This window comes from Micromonospora palomenae (assembly GCF_007829925.1).
Lineage (GTDB): Bacteria > Actinomycetota > Actinomycetes > Mycobacteriales > Micromonosporaceae > Micromonospora > Micromonospora purpureochromogenes.
On the sequence record NZ_VIXA01000005.1, the window covers coordinates 220,257 to 242,044 of the forward strand.

The 21,788-nt window shown below is 74.1% G+C and carries 20 protein-coding genes, 3 tRNA genes and 1 pseudogene; 16 read left to right on the forward strand and 8 right to left on the reverse strand.

Annotation, left to right across the window (positions count from 1 at the left end; genetic code table 11):
• Positions 1–10 precede the first annotated feature (10 nt).
• Entirely contained in the window at positions 11–994 is a 984-nt protein-coding gene (locus tag FHX75_RS27955; RefSeq protein WP_154943343.1) for an endonuclease/exonuclease/phosphatase family protein, read from the reverse strand.
• Between the two features lie 350 nt (positions 995–1,344).
• Here FHX75_RS27955 and FHX75_RS27960 point away from each other — a divergent pair, with 350 nt between their 5' ends.
• The 8 genes from FHX75_RS27960 to FHX75_RS27995 all read left to right on the forward strand — a co-directional run bounded on the left by FHX75_RS27960 (position 1,345) and on the right by FHX75_RS27995 (position 7,229).
• A complete protein-coding gene (locus FHX75_RS27960; RefSeq protein ID WP_154943344.1) occupies positions 1,345–1,875 on the forward strand; it encodes a hypothetical protein in 531 nt (176 codons plus the stop codon).
• A 177-nt stretch (positions 1,876–2,052) separates the two neighbouring features.
• Complete coding sequence (locus FHX75_RS27965; protein ID WP_154943345.1) at positions 2,053–3,102, forward strand: AAA family ATPase; 1,050 nt, start codon at positions 2,053–2,055, stop codon at positions 3,100–3,102.
• Positions 3,099–4,103, forward strand: coding sequence for a DUF58 domain-containing protein (locus tag FHX75_RS27970; RefSeq protein ID WP_154943346.1), 1,005 nt, complete (start codon positions 3,099–3,101; stop codon positions 4,101–4,103). Before FHX75_RS27965 ends, FHX75_RS27970 begins: the two co-directional genes overlap by 4 nt.
• Complete coding sequence (locus FHX75_RS27975) at positions 4,100–5,059, forward strand: VWA domain-containing protein (RefSeq protein ID WP_154943347.1); 960 nt, start codon at positions 4,100–4,102, stop codon at positions 5,057–5,059. The genes FHX75_RS27970 and FHX75_RS27975 overlap by 4 nt, the downstream gene beginning before the upstream one ends.
• A gap of 31 nt (positions 5,060–5,090) precedes the next feature.
• Positions 5,091–5,954 carry a S1C family serine protease gene (locus FHX75_RS27980; protein WP_154943348.1) on the forward strand — a complete coding sequence of 288 codons (864 nt, stop codon included), beginning with the start codon at positions 5,091–5,093 and terminating at the stop codon, positions 5,952–5,954.
• A 108-nt stretch (positions 5,955–6,062) separates the two neighbouring features.
• Positions 6,063–6,371: a hypothetical protein gene (locus FHX75_RS27985; protein WP_154943349.1), complete on the forward strand. Its 309-nt coding sequence runs from the start codon at positions 6,063–6,065 to the stop codon at positions 6,369–6,371.
• Between the two features lie 9 nt (positions 6,372–6,380).
• Positions 6,381–6,806 (forward strand): alternative ribosome rescue aminoacyl-tRNA hydrolase ArfB, encoded by a 426-nt coding sequence (gene arfB / locus FHX75_RS27990; protein ID WP_154943350.1) that lies wholly within the window; start codon positions 6,381–6,383, stop codon positions 6,804–6,806.
• A 48-nt stretch (positions 6,807–6,854) separates the two neighbouring features.
• Positions 6,855–7,229: a DUF4180 domain-containing protein gene (locus tag FHX75_RS27995; RefSeq protein ID WP_154943351.1), complete on the forward strand. Its 375-nt coding sequence runs from the start codon at positions 6,855–6,857 to the stop codon at positions 7,227–7,229.
• Between the two features lie 63 nt (positions 7,230–7,292).
• Here FHX75_RS27995 and FHX75_RS28000 read toward each other — a convergent pair whose 3' ends face one another.
• The 5 genes and pseudogenes from FHX75_RS28000 to FHX75_RS28020 form a co-directional block, all read right to left on the reverse strand.
• The gene (locus FHX75_RS28000) at positions 7,293–9,713 is read right to left on the reverse strand and encodes a low temperature requirement protein A (RefSeq protein WP_154943352.1); all 2,421 of its coding nucleotides are present in this window, start codon (positions 9,711–9,713) and stop codon (positions 7,293–7,295) included.
• Between the two features lie 50 nt (positions 9,714–9,763).
• A pseudogene (locus FHX75_RS28005) lies at positions 9,764–9,926 on the reverse strand (3-methyladenine DNA glycosylase); the annotation flags it as partial.
• A gap of 22 nt (positions 9,927–9,948) precedes the next feature.
• Positions 9,949–10,413, reverse strand: coding sequence for a barstar family protein (locus FHX75_RS28010; protein WP_154943353.1), 465 nt, complete (start codon positions 10,411–10,413; stop codon positions 9,949–9,951).
• A gap of 35 nt (positions 10,414–10,448) precedes the next feature.
• Positions 10,449–11,336 carry a putative antibiotic biosynthesis monooxygenase gene (locus FHX75_RS28015; protein WP_154943354.1) on the reverse strand — a complete coding sequence of 296 codons (888 nt, stop codon included), beginning with the start codon at positions 11,334–11,336 and terminating at the stop codon, positions 10,449–10,451.
• A gap of 34 nt (positions 11,337–11,370) precedes the next feature.
• The gene (locus FHX75_RS28020; protein ID WP_154943355.1) at positions 11,371–12,849 is read right to left on the reverse strand and encodes a hypothetical protein; all 1,479 of its coding nucleotides are present in this window, start codon (positions 12,847–12,849) and stop codon (positions 11,371–11,373) included.
• Positions 12,850–13,017: 168 nt separating this feature from the next.
• Here FHX75_RS28020 and FHX75_RS28025 point away from each other — a divergent pair, with 168 nt between their 5' ends.
• The 4 genes from FHX75_RS28025 (at position 13,018) to FHX75_RS28040 (ending at position 14,449) form a co-directional block, all read left to right on the forward strand.
• Positions 13,018–13,821: a fumarylacetoacetate hydrolase family protein gene (locus FHX75_RS28025; RefSeq protein ID WP_154943356.1), complete on the forward strand. Its 804-nt coding sequence runs from the start codon at positions 13,018–13,020 to the stop codon at positions 13,819–13,821.
• A 106-nt stretch (positions 13,822–13,927) separates the two neighbouring features.
• Positions 13,928–13,999, forward strand: a tRNA-Gln gene (locus tag FHX75_RS28030).
• A gap of 137 nt (positions 14,000–14,136) precedes the next feature.
• A tRNA-Glu gene (locus FHX75_RS28035) sits at positions 14,137–14,209 on the forward strand.
• Between the two features lie 167 nt (positions 14,210–14,376).
• Positions 14,377–14,449, forward strand: a tRNA-Glu gene (locus FHX75_RS28040).
• Between the two features lie 637 nt (positions 14,450–15,086).
• Here FHX75_RS28040 and FHX75_RS28045 read toward each other — a convergent pair.
• The gene (locus FHX75_RS28045; RefSeq protein ID WP_088963553.1) at positions 15,087–15,773 is read right to left on the reverse strand and encodes an IclR family transcriptional regulator; all 687 of its coding nucleotides are present in this window, start codon (positions 15,771–15,773) and stop codon (positions 15,087–15,089) included.
• Between the two features lie 49 nt (positions 15,774–15,822).
• Between FHX75_RS28045 and leuC the strand changes: the two genes are divergently transcribed.
• The 4 genes from leuC to FHX75_RS28065 all read left to right on the forward strand — a co-directional run bounded on the left by leuC (position 15,823) and on the right by FHX75_RS28065 (position 20,854).
• Complete coding sequence (leuC, locus tag FHX75_RS28050; protein ID WP_154943358.1) at positions 15,823–17,265, forward strand: 3-isopropylmalate dehydratase large subunit; 1,443 nt, start codon at positions 15,823–15,825, stop codon at positions 17,263–17,265.
• A gap of 15 nt (positions 17,266–17,280) precedes the next feature.
• Positions 17,281–17,868, forward strand: coding sequence for a 3-isopropylmalate dehydratase small subunit (gene leuD, locus FHX75_RS28055; protein ID WP_154943359.1), 588 nt, complete (start codon positions 17,281–17,283; stop codon positions 17,866–17,868).
• Between the two features lie 172 nt (positions 17,869–18,040).
• Entirely contained in the window at positions 18,041–18,658 is a 618-nt protein-coding gene (locus FHX75_RS28060) for an HU family DNA-binding protein (protein WP_211364621.1), read from the forward strand.
• A 132-nt stretch (positions 18,659–18,790) separates the two neighbouring features.
• Positions 18,791–20,854 carry an endonuclease/exonuclease/phosphatase family protein gene (locus FHX75_RS28065; protein ID WP_154943363.1) on the forward strand — a complete coding sequence of 688 codons (2,064 nt, stop codon included), beginning with the start codon at positions 18,791–18,793 and terminating at the stop codon, positions 20,852–20,854.
• A gap of 23 nt (positions 20,855–20,877) precedes the next feature.
• Here FHX75_RS28065 and FHX75_RS28070 read toward each other — a convergent pair whose 3' ends face one another.
• Positions 20,878–21,762 carry an NUDIX hydrolase gene (locus tag FHX75_RS28070; RefSeq protein WP_154943365.1) on the reverse strand — a complete coding sequence of 295 codons (885 nt, stop codon included), beginning with the start codon at positions 21,760–21,762 and terminating at the stop codon, positions 20,878–20,880.
• Positions 21,763–21,788 lie beyond the last annotated feature (26 nt).

Below are 21,788 nucleotides of genomic sequence, written 5' to 3' on the forward strand. Positions count from 1 at the left end.
CCCGCCGGGGTCAGGCCGTCGGCAGGCGCAGCTCGGCCAGCACCGCGCGGTGGTCGCTGCCGGGCACCGGGTGCACGGCGACGGACCGGACGGCGATCCGCCGGTCGACCAGCACGTGGTCGATGGTGACCGGTGGGATGAGGTCGCCGTCGTACGGGCCCCAGGTGCCGGCGAGCCCCGCCCCGGCGGCGTCGGCCGCGTCGACGTACCCGGTGGCCAGCAGCGCGCGCAGCGGGGCGTGGTCGAGGGTGGCGTTGAAGTCGCCGGCGAGGATGCGCAGCGGCCCGTCCGGCGTGGCCGGGGGCTGCGCCCGCAGGTCGGTGAACCACTCGTCGACCACGGCGACCGCGTAGGGCGCGGCCGGGTGCGCCGACTCGACCCGCACCGGGGGCGCCCCCGGCACCGCCACGACGGCGTACGCCTGGGTGAACTGGAAGCCGGCGTTGCGCCGGAAGCCGCCCTCGGCGAGCGGGAGCCGGGAGTAGAGGGCGGAGCCGGTGGTGCCGACCTCCGGGTTGAGCTGCCGGTGGGGCAGCAGCCCGGCCAGGCCCTGCCGGTCGAGCGCGTCGCGGGCCTCCGGGGTGAACTCCTGCACGGCCAGCAGGTCCACCCGGTGCCGGCGCACCAGCTCCACCAACGTCCGCGCGTCGGCACCGCCCTTGAGCAGGTTGGCGGTGAGCACCCGCAGCATCGGCCCGCCGGCCGCCGGCTGGTCGGCGGCGACCGCCCGGGGGGCCACCACGCCGAGCAGCGCCAGCGCCACCACCGCCGCGGCCACCGCCGGCCCGCGGCGCCGCAGGGCGAGCGCCAGCACCAGCGCGACCAGGCTCCCGCCCGCGACGTACGGGGTGAAGGCGACCGCCTGCACCAGCGGCCCGCGCTCCAGCCCGGCGAGGCGGACCAGCGCCCAGGCGGCACCGGGCACGACCGCCAGCCAGCAGAGCAGGGCGCGTACCGGCGGCCGGGTCCGGGCCGGCGGCTCCGTGGTGATCATGGACGTCAGACTAGCGCTCACGCCCGCGCCGCAGGCTCCCCGACCCGTTTCATGAATGGTGCAGCCCACGCCTCTCACAATTATGTAAATCATCCGGAAAGAATGCCGAACGCCTTGATCGACTATTGACGCTCAGCTTTTTCCGGTGCTACCTTCCTGCTGGTTGTGGCGCCACAACACAGCGTAGTAACCCCAGCTCAAGCCGGGTAGGAAGCGTTGAGGAGTCAGCGTTTCAGGTGCGGTCGAAAGCGTAATGCTTTCGTCAACCCGGCTCGCCCGCAACAATCACCCGGCTCGCTGAAAATGCGGGTCGGCCGTATCACCACGGTCAGAAAAAGGGGAGACCTGTCATGACCACATTCTTCAGGCGCAAGGCGGCGGCGGTGACGCTCGGCGTCCTGGCGCTCACCCTGGCCGGCGGGGGAATCGCCGCCGCCCAGCCGACGACCAGGGCCGGGGCGGAGGTCGGCCAGCCCGGCGTCCGGCAGCCCGGCGGCAACACCCAGCCGCCGGTCTCGGCCGCCGACGCGCGTGCGGCCAAGGCGGCGATGCGGCAGGGCGCGACCCTGGCCGCGCCGCCGGCCGCCGGCGCCGTCGCCTTCGCCGTCGTGGCCGCCAACGGCACGCTGCTCCACCACTCCGCCAACGTCGTGTCCGTCACGAAGTACGGGGCCGGGCAGTACCAGGTGCTGCTGGACTACAACGTCGTGCTGAAGGCGCACGTGGCGACGATCGGCACCAGCGACCCGGGTAACGTCCCGCCCGGTGGTGAGGTGGCCGTGGCGCCGCGCTACCTGACTCCGAACGCGGTCTTCGTCCAGACCCGGACCTCCGGTGGCTCGGCGGCCGACCGCCCGTTCCACCTGGTCGTCGCCAACTGAGCACCGCCCGCTACGGTGCCGGCCCTCACGTGGGGGTCGGCACCGTCTGGTGTGGAACGCGCCGTCGTCGCCTGCTAACGAGGTAACGACTGCCTCGTCCCGCTCCGGGTGGGAAAGTGCCTGCCAGGGGGTGATATTCCGACGTTTGTCCGCCCGGTACCCCGGGAAGCAAGCACCGTGACGGACATCTCGGACACCCTGGCCAGCCTGCCCAGCCCGGCCGATCCCGACGCGGCGGCCACCGAGCTGGAACAGACCCTCTTCGAGGTCAGACGCGTGATCGTCGGGCAGGATCGGCTCGTCGAGCGCCTGCTCACCGCACTGATCGCCGACGGGCACTGCCTGCTGGAGGGCGTACCCGGCGTGGCGAAGACCCTCGCCGCGCAGACCCTCGCCACCGTCGTCGGCGGCACCTTCTCCCGGATCCAGTTCACCCCCGACCTGGTCCCCTCCGACATCGTCGGCACCCGCATCTACCGGGCGTCGAAGGAGAGCTTCGACGTCGAGCTGGGCCCGATCATGGCCAACCTGGTGCTGGCCGACGAGATCAACCGGGCCCCGGCCAAGGTGCAGTCCGCCCTGCTGGAGGCGATGGCCGAGCGGCAGGTCTCCATCGGCGGCCGGAGCTGGCCGGTGCCGGTGCCGTTCCTGGTGCTCGCCACCCAGAACCCGATCGAGTCCGAGGGGGTCTACCAGCTCCCCGAGGCGCAGCGCGACCGGTTCCTCATGAAGATCGTCGTGGACTACCCGAGCGACGCCGACGAGCTGGCCATCCTCTACCGGATGAGCACCGACCGGCCCCGCGCCCACCAGGTGCTCGACCCGGGTCGGCTGCGCGGGCTGCAACAGCGTGCCGAGCACGTCTTCGTGCACCACGCGCTCGCCGAGTACGTCGTCCGCCTCATCCTCGCCACCCGCGACCCGGGCCGCTTCGGGCTGCCGGAGATCGCCCCGATGCTGGCGTACGGGGCGAGCCCTCGGGCCACCCTCGGCCTGGTCGCCGCGGCCCGCGCCCAGGCGCTGCTGCGCGGCCGGGAGTACGTGCTGCCGGAGGACGTCCGCGATCTCGCCGTGGACGTGCTGGCCCACCGGCTGGTGCTCTCCTTCGACGCGGTCGCCGACGGGGTCTCGCCCGAGGCGCTGGTGCACCGGCTGGTGCAGGCGGTACCCCCGCCCGTGCTGGCCACCGGGCAGCCCGAGCACGCCGCCGACCTGGCTGCCGCATGAGGCGCCGCACCGCGCCGGCCCCCGCCGGACCGGGCCTGGCCGACCTCGCCGGGGACCAGCGGCTGCGCCGGCTGGAACTGACCGTCACCCGTCGGCTGGACGGGCTGCTCCAGGGCCAGCACCGGGGTCTGCTGCCCGGGCCGGGCAGCGAGATCGCCGGCAGCCGGGAGTACCGCCCCGGCGAGGACGAGGTGCGCCGGATGGACTGGGCGGTGACCGCCCGGACCACCGTGCCGCACGTGCGCGAGGTCGACGCCGACCGGGAACTGAGCACCTGGCTGCTGGTGGATGCCAGCCCCAGCATGGAGTTCGGCACCGCCGAACTGGACAAGCGGGAGCTGTCGGTGGCCGCCGTCGCGGCGATCGGCTTCCTCACCGCCGGCACCGGCAACCGGCTCGGCGCGCAGTTGCTCACCCCGACCGGGCTGCGCCGCTTCCCGGCCCGCAGCGGCCGTACCCATCTGCTGGGCGTGCTCCGCACGCTGCTGGCCGCGCCGCGTACCGGTGACCACGACGAGCGGACGGTCCCGCCCGACCCACCCGACCTGGCGGAGGCGCTCGCGGCCGTGCAGCGGGTCGCCACCCGGCGCGGCCTGGTGGTGGTGGTCTCCGACTTCCTCGACGGCCTGCCGGAGCACCACGACGAGCCCACGCCCTGGGAGCCGGCGCTGCGCCGCCTCGCCGCCCGGCACCAGGTGCTCGCGGTCGAGATCACCGACCCGCGCGAGCTGGAACTGCCCGACGTCGGCCTGATCACGCTCGTCTGCCCGGAGACCGGCCGGCGGCGGGAGGTCTGGACCGGCGACGAGGCGCTGCGCCGGCGCTACGCCAGCGCGGCGGCCGCCCAGCGCGAGCAGGTACGCCGGGCGCTGCGCCGCTCCGGCGCCACCCACCTGCCGCTGCGCACCGACCGGGACTGGACCGCCGACGTGGTACGGCACGTGCACGCGCAACGCCGCCTGGCCGCCGCGCCGGCCGCCGCCCGGGGAGGTGTCGCGTGACCTGGCAGTCGCCCGTCCGGCTCCTGCTGCTGCTCGGCGTGTTCGCGCTGGCGGGCGGCTACCTGCTCGCCCAGCGCCGGCGCAGCCGGTACGCGGTGCGGTTCACCAACCTCCGGCTGCTCGACCGGGTCGCGCCGAGCCGGCCCGCCTGGCGGCGGCACGTGCCGGCCGGTCTCTTCCTGGCCATGCTGGCGCTGCTGGTGGTCGGCTTCGCCCGGCCGACGGCCGAGGTGCGGGTGCCTCGCGAACGGGCCACCGTCATGGTCGCCGTCGACGTCTCCACCTCGATGCTCGCCACCGACGTGGAACCGGACCGGCTCGCCGCCGCCAAGCAGGCGGCCCGGCGGTTCGTCGACGGCCTGCCCGACGAGTTCAACGTCGGCCTGGTCGCGTTCGCCGGCAGCGCGGCGGTGGTGGTGCCGCCCGGCACCGACCGGGAGGCGCTGCACGAGGGGATCGACCGGCTCGCCGAGGGCATCACCGGGGTGCAGGGCACCGCGATCGGCGAGGCGATCAGCGCCTCGCTCGGCGCGGTCAAGAGCCTGGACTCCACGGCGGCGAAGCAGCCACCGCCGGCCCGGGTCATCCTGCTCTCCGACGGGGCGAACACCTCCGGCATGGACCCGATGGAGGCCGCTGCGGCGGCCGTGGCGGCCAAGGTGCCGGTGCACACCATCTCCTTCGGCACCCCCGGCGGATTCGTCGACCGGGGCGGCCGGCCGATCCAGGTGCCGGTCGACGGGCACACCCTCAAGGCGGTGGCCGAGGACACCGGAGGCGGCTTCCACGCCGCCGGCAGCAGCGAGGAGCTGCGCGACGTCTACGAGGACATCGGCTCGTCGGTCGGCTACCGCACCGAACGCCAGGACATCTCCGCCCGGTTCATCGGCCTCGGGCTGATGTTCGCGATGGGTGCCGCAGCCGGGTCGATGCGGTGGTTCTCCCGCCTGCCCTGAGCCCGCCGAAGCGACAGTGAGGAGCGCACGCATGGCAGTGCAGACCGGACTGGGCGAGCCCCGGGGACCGTGGTTCGTCTCGCCCGAGCTGGGGCCGGACGGGCGGCCCCGGTGGGACGTACCGGGGGCGGGGGAGGGCTCGTCGCGGCGGCGCTGGCGTGGTCGGCTGCTGACGGCGGCGGCGGTGGTGGCGCTCTCCACCGTCTCCGGCGCGGCGGCCGGGGGCTGGGTGGCCGGCCGGGACGGCGGCGCGGGGCCCTCGGCGGCGTCCGCCGCGCCGGTGCCGGCCGAGCTGGTGACCGCGGCGCAGAAGACCGTGCCGGGCGTGGTGTCGGTGATGGTCGGCGGCGGCGCGGCCAGTTCGGCGTCCGGCTCCGGGTTCGCCATCGACAACCAGCAGCACATCGTCACCAACGACCACATCCTGGCCAAGGGCGGTGGCGGCGAGGTGACCGTGGAGACCTCCGACGGCCGTCGGTACGCCGCCGAGGTGGTCGGCCGGGAGCCGGGCAGCGACCTGGCGGTGCTGCGGGTGCCGGCGGTGGCCGGGCTGGCGCCGCTGCCGCTGGCCAAGCCGCGCTCCACCAAGGTCGGTGAGCCGGTGCTGGCGGTCGGTTCGCCGCTCGGCCTGGCCGGGACGGTCACCGCCGGCATCGTCAGCGCCCTCGACCGCCAGGTACGCCTCGGCACCACGCGGCGCAGCGCGGTGCAGACCGACGCCTCGATCAACCCGGGCAACTCGGGAGGGCCGCTGGTCAACGCCCGGGGGGAGGTGGTCGGGGTGAACACCGCGATCGCCACCATCGACGGCAACGGCTCGATCGGCATCGGGTTCGCCATCCCGATCGAGCAGGTGCAGCAGACCGCCGACACCATCATCGGCAAAGGCGGCTGAGTCGGGCGCGCCCAGGATGCGGCGGTCGTAACGGGTAATACTGTCGGATTCCTGGCGCGAACCCATCGGGCCATAGAAATATCACGCTGAGTATGGATACTGGCGTGGGTGGAGCTTCCTCTCATAGCGGTCCTGCTGGCGGTGGGACTCTTCGTCGGATGGGGCGTGGGCGTGCAGTACGCCCGGGCCAAGCGCGGCTGGACCGACTACAAGGCCGCCAAGAACGCGGTGCCGGGCGCCCGGAAGACAGCGTGGCTGCTGGTCCGGGCCGTCACCACCAAGGTCGGCGTCATCGCGCTGCTGCTCGTCGGGGCGGTCGCGTACGCCGCCGTCGGCCCCGACCACGAGCGGGCGGAACCGGCGCCCAGCCCGTCGCCGAGCTCGTCCGCCACCCACGGTGCCCCGAAGGGGCGCTAGCCTCGGGGCGTGGACGACGGACTGCGGGTGACCGACCGGTGGATCGTGCCCGCCGCCGAACTGCGGGAACGGTTCTCCCGCTCGTCCGGGCCGGGCGGGCAGGGGGTCAACACCGCCGACTCCCGGGTGGAGCTGAGCTTCGACCTGGCCGCCTCGCCCAGCCTGCCGCCGGCGCTGCGGGCGCGGGCGCTGGAACGGCTGGCCGGCCGCCTGGTCGACGGGGTGGTGACCATCGCCGCCAGCGAGCACCGCGCCCAGCTCGCCAACCGGGAGGCGGCCCGGGAGCGGCTGATCGCGCTGCTGCGCGAGGCCGTCGCGCCCCCGCCACCGCCCCGGCGGCCGACCCGCCCGTCGCGCGGCGCCAAGGAACGCCGGCTGGCGGAGAAGAAGCGCCAGTCGCAACGTAAGCGGGACCGCCGGGTCGACGGCGACTGAGCGGGAAATCCGGTGTGCCCGCGGGGAAGCGGTGCCTAGGCTGCCAGCATGTCCACCGACACCCTCGTCACGCTGCACGGTCGTTCGCTGCTCGCCTGCGCCCCCGACGGGCCCCGGCTGTGCGGGGGCGGCGACGCGCTGGACGTGATCGGCGAGGCGCTCGGCCAGCGGGCGGAGCTGGTGGTGCTGCCGGTACGGCGGCTCGCCGACGAGTTCTTCACGCTGCGCACCGGGGTGGCCGGTGAGCTGGTGCAGAAGTTCGTCAACTATCGGCTGCCGGTGGTGGTGGTCGGCGACATCTCCGCGCACGTCGCGCGCAGCACCGCCCTGCGGGACTTCGTCACCGAGTCCAACCGCGGTCGCCAGCTCTGGTTCGTCGGGACGATGGCGGAGCTGGAGGAGCGGCTGCGCCCGGCGGCGTGAACCGGCCGGCGCCCGACCGACTGGCGGGAGGGCGTTGAGCCGCGCCCGGCCGGTGCCGCCGGGTCAGTGCCGCACGGCCTGCCGCATCGGCGCGGCGCCGAGCGTCTCCACCACGATCAGGGTCAGGCAGGCGGCCACCAGCAGTGCCAGGGCCAGCAACGGCCCGACCCCGACGGTCAGCGGGATCAGCGCCAGCAGCGCCAGGGTGGCGACCGCCCGGATCCGCCGTAGCCCACCGGTGAGCCGCCACCAGAAGAGCTGGTCGGCCAGGAGGAAAAGTGCCACGCCGCCGAAGAGGGCGAGGTGCGCGGGCCATCGGAGGGGCGGGGTGGCCGTCAGCAGGCCGTGGGTGCCCAGCACCGACATGGTGGTGCGCAGCCCGAGGGAGACCAGCACGATGCCGGCGATCATCGGCAGGTGCAGGTAGCCGTAGCCGATCCGGGCCAGCGTCGTCCGACGCTCGCCCGTGGCCCGGTCCAGGGCGTGCTCCCCGGCCGTCGAGTCGACGTCGAAGTACCACCACCAGAGCGCGGCCAGCAGCGCGGTGCCGAGCGCCGAGGCCACCACGATGCGCAGCGAGATCGGCGTGTACATCACCGCCGCGCCCATCGAGATGACCGCCCCGCCGAGCGCGATGATGACGATCAGGCTGTACCGGTCCGCGCAGTGCGACGCGGACGGGATCCGCCAGGGCGGGGGGAGCAGCGCCACCCCGGCGGACAGGTCGATCGCGATGGCGAGCAGCCAGAGGCCCGCGCGGACGGGGCTGAGCAGCCGGACGTCCCCGACCGGCTCGGGGACCAGCGCGGCGGCGATCAGCAGGGCCAGCGCGGTGAGGGTCGGCACGGCCATCGGCAGCACCCGGCCGCGCAGCGCCGGTTCGCCGCGGGTGACCGCCCAGAACGACCCGAGGTGCAACAGCCGGATCACCGCGTAGCAGCCGACGAAGACCACTGGGCCGGAGAGACCGCCGACCGCGTCGTTGAATGCCTGCGGGATGGCGATGGTGATGACCGCGGTCACCGCGACGGTCAGCAGCATCACCCCCCGCACGGCGGGGGTCTCGGCCCGGACCGTGTTGGACAGCCAGGCGTACGCCGCCCAGGCCCACCACAGCACGGTGAGCACCAGCAGCCCGCGCAGCAGCCCCGGCCACGTCGGGTCCTCCGCCATCACGGCGGCGACCTGGAGGAACGCGTACACGAAGACGAGGTCGAAGAAGAGCTCCTTCGGGCTGACCCCCGGCGGTTCCCGGCCGGCCGGCCCGAGTGCCGCGTGCAGGCGCCGGTGCTTGTGCCGGAAGACCGTCACGTCGCTGAGCGCCATCGCCGCGGTCGCGGCGGCGACCAGCGCCAGCTTGGCCAGCACCGGAGCGCCGGCCGCCAGGGGCGCGGCGGCCACCACCAGCGCGACGCCGAGGATCGGGGACCGGCCCAGCAGGCGCAGGGTACGCAGCTCGAAAGCGATCAGCCCGGCCAGGTAGAGGACCACGCCCCCGTACAGGGCGGCCAGCCCGAGGGTCGGCGACTTGTCCGACGGCACCCGCAGCTCGCCCAGCACGTACTTCAGGCCGAGCGACACCAGGATCAGGCCGCCGACCATCGGCAGGTGCAGATAGCTGTACGCGTCCCGGGCGAGCAGGGTCCGCCGGGGGCCGGTGACGTCGTGCAGCGCCTGCTCGGCGGCGAACCGGGCCACGTCGAAGTAGGTCCACCACAGGGTGCCGACCAGCATCACGCTCAGCAGCACGCCGGCGATCACCGGCCAGGTGAGCGGCTGGGCGATGGCGGCGCCCTGGCTCAGGCCCACCGACAGGATGGTCTCGCCGAACGCGATGAGGATGATCAGGCCGTGCCGCTCGGCCCAGTAGGTGATCGAACGGATCCGCCAGCTGCCCACCCCGACCAGCGCGAAGCCGACGTACTCGACCACGACGGCGGCCACCACCAGCGCGAAGCGGATCCACTCCCGGGCGGGGTCGTAGGCCGTACCGCTCGGCACCAGGGCCGCGGCCAGCAGCAGCACGATCCCGGTGCCGGCGGGCAGCCAGACCCGACGGAACTGCTGCCGCGACCCCGGGTCGGACCAGCGGGCCCAACTGCCCAGCGCCAGGCCGCCGCCCTGCACGAGGGCGTAGCCGACGGCGAAGACGAGCGGCCCGGACAGGCCGCCCGGCTGGTCGCCGAACGCCTCCCGCACGGTCAGGCTCATCACCAGCAGCGTCGCGCTGACCCCGAAGATCAACCCCGGCACGAAGCCGCGGTCCAGCCGGACCGCGCTGCCCAGCCAGGCGTACCGGGCCCAGCACCACCAGAGCAGCACCAGGATGAGCAGTCCACGGGGTACGCCGGCGGGGTTGAACTGCTCGGAGATGACGCCGGTGACGTTCAGGAAGGCGTACACGAAGATCAGATCGACGAAGAGCTCCAGGCGGCTGACGCCGTCGCCCTCGCCCGCGAGTTCGATCCGCCCGAAGCCGCCCACCCCATCACTGTGTCAACCGGCGAGGGTCCGTGCGGCCGATCCGGGTCGGTCGTCCGATCCCGCGTAGCGGGCGGACCGGAGGCGGCCAGGTCGCCCGGGGCTGGCCCGCATGCCCAGCGCCCGGATCTCCCTGGCCAGCGCTAAGCAGTCCGCCACCAGCTCGGAGGCGACCAGCGGCAACAGCTTGTACGACCACTTGTAGAGGTCCATGTTCAGTCAGATCAGGTGCGTCTACTCACCGCTCGCGGTCGAAGTCCTGACCGGCGCCGATCACGAACACATCCAGCGAAAGGGCAGCTCCAGCGGCGGGATCGAGCGAGGGCATGGATCCGTGGGAGCCCTCCAGGAGCGCCCACGCGACCTCGGCCGTCGTCGCCGGGGCCATCGTCGCCGCCGATTCGATGTGGGTCCAGATCACCGCGATCAAGGATCCGGCATTCTCCAGCACGTAGTCGCCGAAACAGTCGTTGAAGGCATCCCAGTTCTTCCCGTAGTACCCAGGGAAGCCGAACGCCCGGCTGAGTTCGGTGTGCGCTTCGGTGCGGGAAGTCATCCGCCGCCCGTCCAGCTTGACCCTCCGGTACGACCAGCGATCGAGGAATGCGTCGAGTGCCGGGACCGCCTCCAAGTGGACCCGGAACAGCGGCCCCGAACGGATCCAGGGAAGTTCGCCGCGTACCCAGGGTCGTGCGCTCGTCATGGGTTCGCAGCCTAGGTTCTCCGAGGCGGCGCGGGTCACCCGTCCGAGGCGGCAAGGAGTCGGTCGCACTCGGCGACCAGACGCGTGCGCAGCGGCGCGGCCCGTTCGGCGAACGACCGCTGCGCCAGCACGTACTCGTGCCGGCCCTCGATGGTTTCGACTCTGACGGGCGAGTAGCCCAGCTCGGAGAGGTCGTACGGGCTGGCCCGCATGTCCAGGGTCCGGATCTCTCTCGCCAACTCGAAGCAGTCGGCTACGAGTTCCGAGGGAACCAGCGGCGAGAGCTTGTACGACCACTTGTAGAGGTCCATGTTGGCGTGCAGGCAGCCGGGCTGCTCCAGCGCGTGCTGGCTCTCCCGGGTCGGGCTGAGCAGGTTCAACGGCCGGGCCGGCGGGGTGAAGAACCGGTACGCGTCGAAGTGGCTGCACCGTACGCCCCGCTCCTCGACCACCGCGGCGGTGCGCTCCGGGCTCAGCCGCAGCGGCCAGGAGTTGTGCCGGACCTCCTCCTGGGTCTGCCGGTAGACCATCGCCCACTCGTGCATGCCGAAGCAGCCGAGGTGCGCCGGCCGGCCGGCGGTCGCGGCCAGCAGGTCGCGGATCCAGGTGATCGACTCGGCGCGGCGGGCGCGTACCCGATGGGTGTCGAGGGTGACCCCGGCGGCGTCGGCGCGGTAGTCCGGGCCGAACTCCGTTGGCTCCGCGTCGCGCAGCACCACCCCCGCGCCCGGGTGCCAGCGGCGCAGCTGGGCCGGCCGGTGCGAGTAGTAGGTGAAGAGGAAGTCCTCGACCGGGTGCCGGCCCCCACTGCGGCGGCGGGCCAGGTGCGGCGCCAGCCACGCGTCGACCCGGGCGACGTGCGCGGCCCGGCGGGCCTGCCAGTCGGCCGCGTCGAGGGCGGCGGGTGCGAGGGCGGCGGTCACGGACCCAAGGGTACGACCGCCGCCCGGCCGCCGGTCAGGGCACGTCCACCCGGACTCCGGCGGAGAAGACCCCGCTGCGCAGCTCCAGCTGCTTCGGCTTCTGCGGTCCGTTGAGCGTGAACACCAGCGGCAGCACCACCCGGTTGCCGGCCGCGACCGGCTGGGCGAAGACGTCCCGGCCCAGGTTCGCCAGCCGGGTGGCCGGCTCGTCGGTGCTGACCCAGTTGCCCCCGGGCAGGTAGGCGCGCTGGAGTTCGCCGTGCCAGGCCTGCTGCTCGGGCGTGAGGTTGCGCACCCCGACGGTCGCGTGGCACCGGCGGCCCGTCCCGCCGGCCGTCTCGCAGGCCACCCGGTAGACGGTGAACTCGAACGCGTTCTCGCGCAGCGGCACGCCGACGCTGCCGGTGGCGCCGCGACCCATCCAGGCGCCGCTGGTCGGCTGCTTGGTGGTGTCGATCGCGGCGACCCGCTGGGTGGCCGTCCACCCGGCGGCGAAGACCACCCCGGCCAGGATCGCCGCGGCCACGCCGACGATCATCCAGACGGGTGGCGTCCGCCGTCGCCCCGACCCGCCCGGGGCGGCCGGGCGCGGGTAGACGGTGCCACCGCCGGGCGCGGCGGCGCCGCCCGCGTACGTGGGATTGCCGACGACCGTCGGGGCGGTGCCGGTCGGCTCGACGCCGCTGCGCCGCCGCCGGGTCCGCTGCCCCCACCAGAGGCCGGCGCCGGCGATCACCAGCAGCGCGGCCAGCGCCGCCGCCAGGATCGGCGGCCGTCGCCAGGCCGGGGCCGCCTCCTCCACCCGGGTCGCCGGTGCCGCCGCGGCCTGCCAGGTGGCGGTCGCGCAGTCGTACGGCCGGTTGCCGTCGCTGGTGAACGCGCAGGCCGGCGCGGTCACCGAGGTGCCCGGCGGGGTTGCCGCCAGGGCGGTGTCCAGCGTCGTCGTGCTGCGGGCGGGCAGCCGGAGCCGCCAGGTCACCTCGGCCGTGCCGTTCCCGGCGGACCGGACGGCCCGACCGCCCGCACTGACCGCGGTCGGCGACGCGCCGGCCGGCAGCTCCTGCCGGACCGTGGTGTCGAGCGGGAAGCCGCTGTCGTTGCGCAGCTGGATCCGGTAGCCCGGCACCGGCGTCCCGGCCGGGGCCACCGTCACGGTGACCGGCTGGGCCGGTCGGGGCGAACCCGGATTCGCGGTGGTGGCCATCCCCGGCGCCGGCATCCCCGGGGGCACTGGGATCACGTTTCCGGTCGCCGCCGCCCCGGGCGCCGCCGGCGACGCGTGCCCCGCCGGCTGAGGGGTGGCCATCGGCGTGGCCGGACCCGTGGGCAGGGGTGCGGCGGCCGGGCCGGTGGGCGTGGCCGTGGCCGGCGGACTGGCCGGCGTGGTGACCGCCGGTGCCGCTTCGGCCCTGGTCGTGTGCGTCGCCGTCGGCAGCGCCGGTACGGCGGCGAGGATGCCCAGGCCGTTCACGAACACGGCGAGGGCCCTGTGGTGTCGTCTCGATGCAGGCATACGAACCGAACCTCCGGAGCCGACGGTAGGGGCGCGGACACTCCGGCCGGGTACGAAGTGCCGAAGCCCGCCCCGACCGGTGGCCGATCGCCTACCCTGCACCGACGCCGCTGGCGCGGTCCGGCGTCGACGGGGTGCCACCACGTGGGCGGGAGCTAGATTGGCCAGGTGCGTATCGCTCGTTTTGCTCATGCCAAGGGAATGTCGTTCGGGGTCGTCGAGGGCGAGCCGGGGGTGGGCCCGGAGGGCCTGACCATCGCCGAGATCGAGGGCCACCCGTTCGGTCAGGTCACCTTCTCCGGCGCCCGCTGGGCGCTCTCCGACGTCCGACTGCTCTCGCCGATCCTGCCCAGCAAGGTGGTCTGTGTCGGTCGCAACTACGCCGAACACGCCGCCGAGCACGGCAGCGAGGTGCCGAAGGAGCCGCTGCTCTTCCTGAAGCCGTCCACGTCGGTGATCGGCCCGCGGGACGCCATCCGGCTGCCCATCTTCTCCAAGCAGGTCGAGCACGAGGCGGAGCTGGCGGTGGTGATCGGCGCACCGGGCGCCCGTCGCGCCGACCGGGCCGCCGCGGCGAAGGCCATCTTCGGCTACACCTGCGCCAACGACGTGACGGCGCGGGACCTCCAGCGCTCGGACGGGCAGTGGACCCGGGCCAAGGGCTTCGACTCGTTCTGCCCCATCGGCCCCTGGATCACCACCGGGCTGGACGTCTCCGACCTGGAGATCCGGTGCGAGGTGGGTCGCAACCCGGACGAGATGGAGGTACGCCAGCTCGGCCGGACGAAGGACATGGTCTTCGACGTACCGGCCCTGGTGTCCTACATCTCGCACGTGATGACGCTGCTGCCCGGCGACGTGGTGCTGACCGGCACGCCGGCGGGGGTTAGCCCGCTCACGGAGGGGGATACGGTCACCGTGCGGATCGAGGGGATCGGCGAGCTCACCAATCCGGTGGTGCCGGTCGCCTGACGCGTCCGACGCCCCGTTTTCGCAGCTCACAGGCGCTTCGGGGGGTTGGATTTGGCCTGCCGGCGCGGGGAGGGTAAAGTTCATTCCCGGCGCCGCAAGGGGCCAATGGGGTATGGGGTAATTGGCAGCCCGACTGATTCTGGTTCAGTTAGTCTAGGTTCGAGTCCTGGTACCCCAGCGCAACCGCGGATTCGCGAGAATCCCGGACGCTGGATTCTGGCGGAGTTCCGCTCCGCCCCTCCCGAGGGGCGGCAGATGATCTCTGATAGAGTGCAGCTTCCCCGCCCGCGAGGGTGGGGAAGCAGGTGAAGTTCTGGCCCCGTCGTCTAGCGGCCCAGGACGCCGCCCTCTCAAGGCGGTAGCGCCGGTTCGAATCCGGTCGGGGCTACAGTGCTGACAGCCCGTTCCACCTCGGTGGAGCGGGCTGTTTCGTGTTCCCGGCTCCTTGTCCGCCCGGCTTCCGGAGCCGCCGGACCCCCTCGTCGTCGGACGCTGGTGGTGCCGCTAGACTACAGCCGCACCGCCCACCAGGGCGGTGAAGCAGGAAAAGTGCCTGGCCCCGTCGTCTAGCGGCCCAGGACGCCGCCCTCTCAAGGCGGTAGCGCCGGTTCGAATCCGGTCGGGGCTACACCGTCGAACGGCCCGTCTCGCGACAGCGAGGCGGGCCGTTCACCTTTCCCGGCCGCGGCCCCAGCCGGGTGCGTGCCTGCGGTGGGCCGACGCTCAGAGCCGCCCTCAGGAAGCGTCGGCCGGGTGCCGCCGGGCGGAGGTCCAGTGAGTCAGGTGCCGGAGGCTGCGGCTCACCGACTGCCGGCCCGCCCGGCGCGTGTCGCGGAGGCGGCGACCCGGCGAGCGACTGGTTCCGTGAAGTCGGCCCCCCGAGCGGGAGCCACAGGCATGTCGCAGACGCTGTGGAGCTGATGTCGTAGACGAATCACCGGTCCGGGGCCGGCCGGCGGCACCCCATCCCACCCGTGATTCGTTCACGACATCAGCTCCACAGCGAGCGACCCCTGCCCCGACCGCCCGACCGGATCGATCGAGGCCACCCCCCCGCCGCCGGCCTCGGTGATCAAGAGGTTTGCGTCACGCCGGAGGCGCCTGCGGACGCAAACTTCTTGGTCAACTTTCAGCCCAGGTGGGCCGAGCCCGGGTCGGGCGGCGCTGGCCAGGGGGAGGCCAGCGCCGGGTTGAGCGGGTGCAGGGCCAGGCCGGGGGTGGCGAGACCGGTGCGGGGTCGGGGGAGGGGCGGGGCAGGGACGGGGTCAGAGGCCGGAGAGGCGCTGGCCGGCTCTGACCACGGCCATGGCGTGGCGTTCGCCGGGGCGGCGGCCCAGGCGCTCGATGGGACCGGAGATGCTGATCGCGGCGATCACCCGGCCGGTGCGGTCGCGGATCGGGGCCGAGACGCTCGCCACACCCGCCTCCCGCTCGGCGACGCTCTGCGCCCAGCCACGGCGGCGTACCTCGGCGAGGGTGCGGCCGGTGAACTTGGCGCGGGGCAGTAGCGGCATGACCGCCTCCGGGGGCTCCCAGGCGAGCAGGATCTGCGCCGCGGAACCGGCCGTCATCGGCAGCACCGAGCCGACCGGCACGGTGTCCCGCAGGCCGCTGGCCCGCTCGGCGGCGGCCACGCAGACCCGCTCGTCGGCGCGGCGCAGGTAGAGCTGGGCGCTCTCCCCGGTGGCGTCGCGCAGCGCGGCCAGCAGCGGCTCGGCGGCGGTCAGCAGCACGTCGGGGGCGGCGTTGGCCAGCTCGCCGAGCCGGGGCCCCGGACGCCAGCGCCCCTGGGTGTCCCGGACCAGCATGCGGTGGATCTCCAGCGCCTGCGCCAGCCGGTGCGCGGTGGCCCGGGGCAGCTTGGTGCGTTCAACGAGTTCGGCCAGGCTGGCGCCGTCGACACAGGCGGCCAGGATGACCACCGCCTTGTCGAGGACGCCGACACCGCTCATACTGTGTCCCACAAGCCGAAACTTACCTCCCAGAATTTAGGATGTCCAGATGGTGGGAGTCACTCGACCGAGGACCCTGGCCGAGAAGGTCTGGGACGCGCACGTGGTACGGACCGCCGAGGGTGAACCGGACCTGCTCTACATCGACCTGCACCTGTTGCACGAGGTGACCAGCCCGCAGGCGTTCGACGGGCTGCGTCTGGCCGGTCGTCCGGTTCGCCGTCCCGATCTCACGCTCGCGACCGAGGACCACAACACCCCGACCGGGTACGACGACCCGAGCTTCCGGTCCCGCCGCGGTGACCTGCTCACCATCGCGGACCCCACCTCGCGTACGCAGATCGAGACGTTGCGCCGCAACTGCGCCGAGTTCGGCGTGCGGCTGCACCCGCTCGGCGACGAGAACCAGGGCATCGTGCACGTGATCGGCCCCCAGTTGGGCGTCACCCAGCCCGGCATGACGATCGTCTGTGGCGACTCGCACACCGCCACCCACGGCGCCTTCGGCGCGCTCGCCTTCGGTATCGGCACCAGTGAGGTCGAGCACGTCCTGGCCACCCAGACGCTGCCGCAGGCCCGCCCGCGCACCATGGCGGTCACGGTGACCGGTCAGCTCGGCCCCGGCGTCACCGCCAAGGACCTGGTCCTCGCGCTGATCGCCCAGGTGGGCACCGGCGGCGGGCGCGGCCACATCGTGGAGTACCGGGGCGAGGCGATCCGCGCGCTGTCCATGGAGGGGCGGATGACCGTCGCCAACATGTCCATCGAGTGGGGCGCCAAGGCCGGCCTGATCGCGCCGGACGAGACCACGTTCGCGTACCTCAAGGGGCGGCCGCACGCGCCCCGAGGCGCCGACTGGGACGCGGCGGTGGCCTACTGGCGGACCCTGCCCACCGACGAGGGCGCGACCTTCGACGCCGAGGTGACCCTCGACGCCAGCCGGATCACCCCGTTCGTCACCTGGGGCACCAACCCGGGGCAGGGCGTGCCCCTCGGCTCGGCCGTGCCGGCCCCGGAGGACTTCGGCACCGACGCGGAGCGGACCGCCGCCCGCCGGGCGCTGGAGTACATGGCGCTGACCCCGGGCACGCCGCTGCGCGACCTCTCGGTCGACGTGGTCTTCGTCGGCTCCTGCACCAACGGGCGGCTGGAGGACCTCCGCGCCGCCGCCGACGTGCTGCGCGGGCGCAAGGTCGCCGACGGCGTACGCATGCTCGTGGTGCCCGGATCCGCGGCCGTGCGGGAGGCGGCCGAGGCGGAAGGGCTGGACAAGGTCTTCGCCGACGCGGGCGCCGAGTGGCGTTTCGCCGGCTGCTCCATGTGCCTCGGGATGAACCCCGACACGTTGAAGCCCGGCGAGCGCTCGGCCTCGACCTCCAACCGCAACTTCGAGGGCCGCCAGGGCCGGGGAGGGCGCACCCACCTGGTGTCCCCGCCGGTCGCCGCCGCCACCGCCGTGGTCGGCCGGCTCGCCGCCCCCGCCGACCTGTAGAAGGGCAGCCGAGAGATGGACAAGTTCACCACCCACACCGGCACCGCCGTGCCGTTGCGGCGGTCCAACGTGGACACCGATCAGATCATTCCGGCCGTGTACCTCAAGCGGGTGACCCGGACCGGTTTCGCGGACGGGCTCTTCAGTGCGTGGCGGGAAGATCCGGCATTCGTGCTCAACGATCCGGCCCATTCCGGAGCGTCGATTCTCGTGGCCGGTCCGGAGTTCGGCACCGGATCATCGCGGGAGCACGCCGTCTGGGCGCTGCGCGACTGGGGCTTCCGCGCGGTGATCTCGCCGCGATTCGGTGACATCTTCCGGGGCAACGCGCTCAAGGAAGGCCTCCTTCCGGTGGAGCTGGAATTGAAAGCCGTCGAGGAGATCTGGGACCGGGTCGAGTCCGATCCGACCGCCGAGGTCATCGTCGACCTGGTCGCCCGTGAGGTCCGGGTCGGCCCGGCGAGCTGGTCCTTCCCGCTGGACGACCACAGCCGCTGGCGGCTGATGGAAGGCTTGGATGACATTGGACTCACCCTCCGGCACGCCGCCGAGATCAGCGCGTACGAGGCGTCCCGGCCGTCGTTCAAGCCCGCCGTGGCATAGCCGTACGCCCGACCGCTCATCGGTTTTCGCCCCCACCGGTCCGCCCGGTGGGGGCGAATCCGTTACGACACAAGGGCTTTTTTCCACCGAATGTTTGTGTCCCGGCAGCACAGGGCATACCGTGCGCGCAGAATGGCTCGCGTCGAGTCAGTTGCACAATCGGGAGGAAGTCGTGAACAAGGCCGAGCTCATCGAGGCGCTCGCCGCTCGCCTGGGGGACCGGAAGACGGCGACGGCGGCGCTCGACGCGGTCATCGCCGAGGTCCAGGGGGCGGTAACCAAGGGCGAGAAGGTGGCGATCACCGGATTCGGAGCGTTCGAAAAGCGCGTCCGGGGCGCCCGAACAGCGCGCAACCCGCGTACCGGTGAGGCGGTGAAGGTCAAGAAGACATCCGTGCCGACCTTCCGCGCCGGCGCCGGTTTCAAGGAGATGGTGGCCAGCGGCAAGGTGCCGAAGGCCGCCGCGCCGGCGAAGAAGACCACCGCGGCCGCCGCCAAGGCCACCGGCGCGAAGGCGACGGGGGCCAAGGCGACCGGCGCCAAGGCCGCCGCCGCGAAGAAGACCACCACCACGGCGGCCAAGAAGACCACCGCGGCCAAGGCCGCCGCCACCAAGAAGGCCGCCGCCACCAAGAAGGCCGCGCCGGCGAAGAAGACCGCCGCGGCCACCAAGACCGCCGCGGCCAAGAAGGCCGCGCCGGCGAAGAAGACCACCGCCGCCAAGACCACGGCGGCCAAGAAGACCACGGCGAAGAAGGCTCCGGCGAAGAAGACCGCCGCCCGGCGCTGACCTGCGCAGGTACGCCCGTGAGGGGCGCCCACCGTACGGTGGGCGCCCCTCACGCCGTTTTTCCGCCCGTTGACCCGGGGCCCGCCGGCTGCGCAGAATCGCCGCACCCCCACCGGTCGGCGAGGAGGCCTCGTGCGCTACCGCCACCGCACCACCGTCGTCACCGCCCTCGGCCTGGTCCTGCTGACCGACGTGCTGCGGGTCTTCCTGCCGTCGGTCATCACCATCTTCGGGCAGGCGGCGTCCACTCCGGCCGAGCTGCTCGGGGCGTTCGCGCTCGGCTGGTTCGTGCTCGCCCTGGCCGTGCCGCCGCTGCTGCGCCGGGTCGGCGTCCGGCCCGTGGCCCTCGTCGCCGCGGTGGTGCTGGCCGGCGCCCGGCTCGCCGTCACCGGCTTCCCCGGCGGGCGGGCACAGCTCTGGCTCGCCACCGCCGGCCTGGTCGCCGGGCTCTGCTGGCTCACCGCCGTGGCCGCCGGGTCGAACCGGCCGGTACCCGGGCTGGCGCTCGGCCTGGCTGGCGCCGCGGTCCTGCACACCGTCTCCGACACCTACCGCTCGCCCTGGCTCGGCGGCGCGGAGGTCTGGGTGCTGGGCGTCGTGCTGGCCGTGCTCTTCCTGGCCGGACAGGCACTGCCCGCGCCGCCCGCCGGCGCCGGTGGTGCGCGTGCCTGGCTGCTGGCCGGGCCGGTGCTGCTGCTCGCCGGCACGGTGGCGCTCTCCCCGGCGGTGGCCCGCACGGCGATGTCCTACCAGTTCGGGCTGCTGGAGTCGTCGCCCGCGCAGGGCTCGGGAGCGGCCGTCGCGCCGCTGTTCGGGCCGCTGCCGGTCGCGGTGGCGGTCGGTGGGTTCCTGCTCGCCGCGCTGACGCCGCCGCGCCGGCCGGCCGCGCGGTGGATCGGGCCGGTGGCCCTGCTCGCCGGGGCCGTGCTGGTGGCCCTGGGCCGGGGCGAGCTGCTGCTGCCGGCCGTCCTGCTCACCGCGGTCGGCCTCGGTGGCTGCCTTGCCCACTGCGACACCGCCGGGGAACCGGCGGCGACGATCCCGACGACCAGCATCGCGCCAGTGACCGTGTCGGCCGGCGCCTCGTCGGCGACGGCCGCGACCGGCGTCACGCCGACGGCGCCCGCCGGCGTCGCGCCGGCCGTGGGGGACACCGGCGTCGAGCCGTGGGCGGGGGAACCGGGCGAGGGCGAGGCGAGCGGATTCCACCGGGAGGCGGGCCGCCGCGGGTACGCCGCGGTCGGCGGGATGCTGGTCTTCGCCGTCGCGGCGGTGCTCTACTACGCCGCCTACGACCTCGGCTACCCCAACGGGTGGGTGCCGGTGGCCGTGGCCGTCCTGACGGCTGTCGTCGCGCTGTCCGCCGCGCCCGTGCCGGCGCGTACCGGGCCGTCGCTGCCCCCGGTGCGGACCGCCGCGTGCGCCTTGGCGCTGGCGCTGGTCGCCGCGCTGACCGTCGACGAGACGCTGGTGGCCGGCAACCGCGAGGGACCGCCGGCGACGGTGCGGGTCGCGGCGTACAACATCCGGATGGGCTTCGGCATCGAGGGCCGGTTCGATCCGGACGCCCTGGCTCGGGCCGTCGGCCGGGCCGACGTGGTGGTGTTGAGCGAGGTGGACCGGGGTTGGCTGCTCAACGGCGGCCACGACACCCTCGACCTGCTGGCCGAGCGGCTGGACATGCCGTACGTCTTCGCCCCGGCGGCCGACCCGCTCTGGGGCGACGCCGTGCTGAGCCGGTGGCCGTTGGCTGAGGCGCGCACCCGCCGGCTGCCGGCGGTGGGCGCGCCGACCGGGGCGCAGGCGCTCGGCGTCACCGTCGACCTCGGTGCCGACGTACGCCTCGCGGTGGTGGCCACCCACCTGCAACCGCCGCCCGGGCGGGAGCCGGTGGTCCAGGCCCGCGCGGTGGCCTCGTTCGCCCTCGGGTACGCCGCCGGCCGCCCGCTGGTGGTGGCCGGCGACCTGAACACCGAACCCGGCGCTCCCGGCTTCGCGGAGTTCACCCGCGCCGGCCTGGTGGACGCGCTGGCGGCGGCCCGGCCGTTGCCGACCAGCCCCGCCGACGACCCGCGCGAGCAGATCGACCACGTCCTCGTCTCGCCCGGGCTCACCGGCGCCGACGCCGTCGCGCCGCGCGGCACCGCCAGCGACCACCTGCCGGTCGCGGTGACCCTGACCCTGCCGCCCGCCTGACCGGGACAGCGCACCCGCCGGTCTTAGAGCCGGTCGGCGGCGACCAGCCGGTCGGCGGCGAAGGCGAGCAGCCAGCCGCCGCCCTTCGGGGTGGTGAAGTCGTCGGTCCGCCCGGTCAACCGCTCCAGCGCGCCCGGGATCACCTTGCCCTGGCTGCACACCGCGACCGGTTCGCCGGCGGCGGCCAGCTCCGCCAGCCGGCCGGCGGCCGCCAGCGCGCACTCGTCGCCGAGCTGGCCCGGCCGCGGCTCGTCCAGGTCGCCGTCCACCTCGATCGGCAGGTCGAGCAGGGCGGCCGCCGGGTCGAGGGTCTGCACGCAGCGGCGCGCCGAGGCGGACAGCAGCCGGGTGGGGCGGATCAGCGCCACCAGCGGGGCCAGCCGCTCGGCCTGGGCCCGGCCGGTCACGTCCAGCGGGCGCCCGTCGTCCGGGCCGGACCAGGTGGCGCGCTTGCCGGCGCGGCCGTGCCGGACCAGCGCGATCGTCCCGGTGACCCGGGGCAGCGCGGCGAACGCGGCCAGCACCTCCGCGTCGTGCGGGTAGCTGACCAGCCGGATCGCGTCGTCGACCGCGAGCCAGCGCACGTCGTCGACCTCGGTGCCGGGCTGGAAGCCGCCCTCACCCACCGCCTGCATCGACCAGTAGTCGACCGTCTTCGGCCGGCCCTCGCTGCGGTAGTGCACCGTGGGGAGCCGGACCTGCGGCACGGCCCGGACGTCGGTCTCCTCGGCCACCTCGCGGACGGCGGCCAGCAGCGGGTGCTCGCCGGGCTCCAGCTTGCCCTTCGGCAGCGACCAGTCGCCGTAGCGGGGCCGGTGCACCAGGCAGACCCGGAGGCCACCGTCGGCGTCCGGCTGCCAGGCGACTCCACCGGCCGCCCGGATGTCGACCGGTTGCTCCTGCGCCATCTGATCACCCTACGTCCGGGCGACCC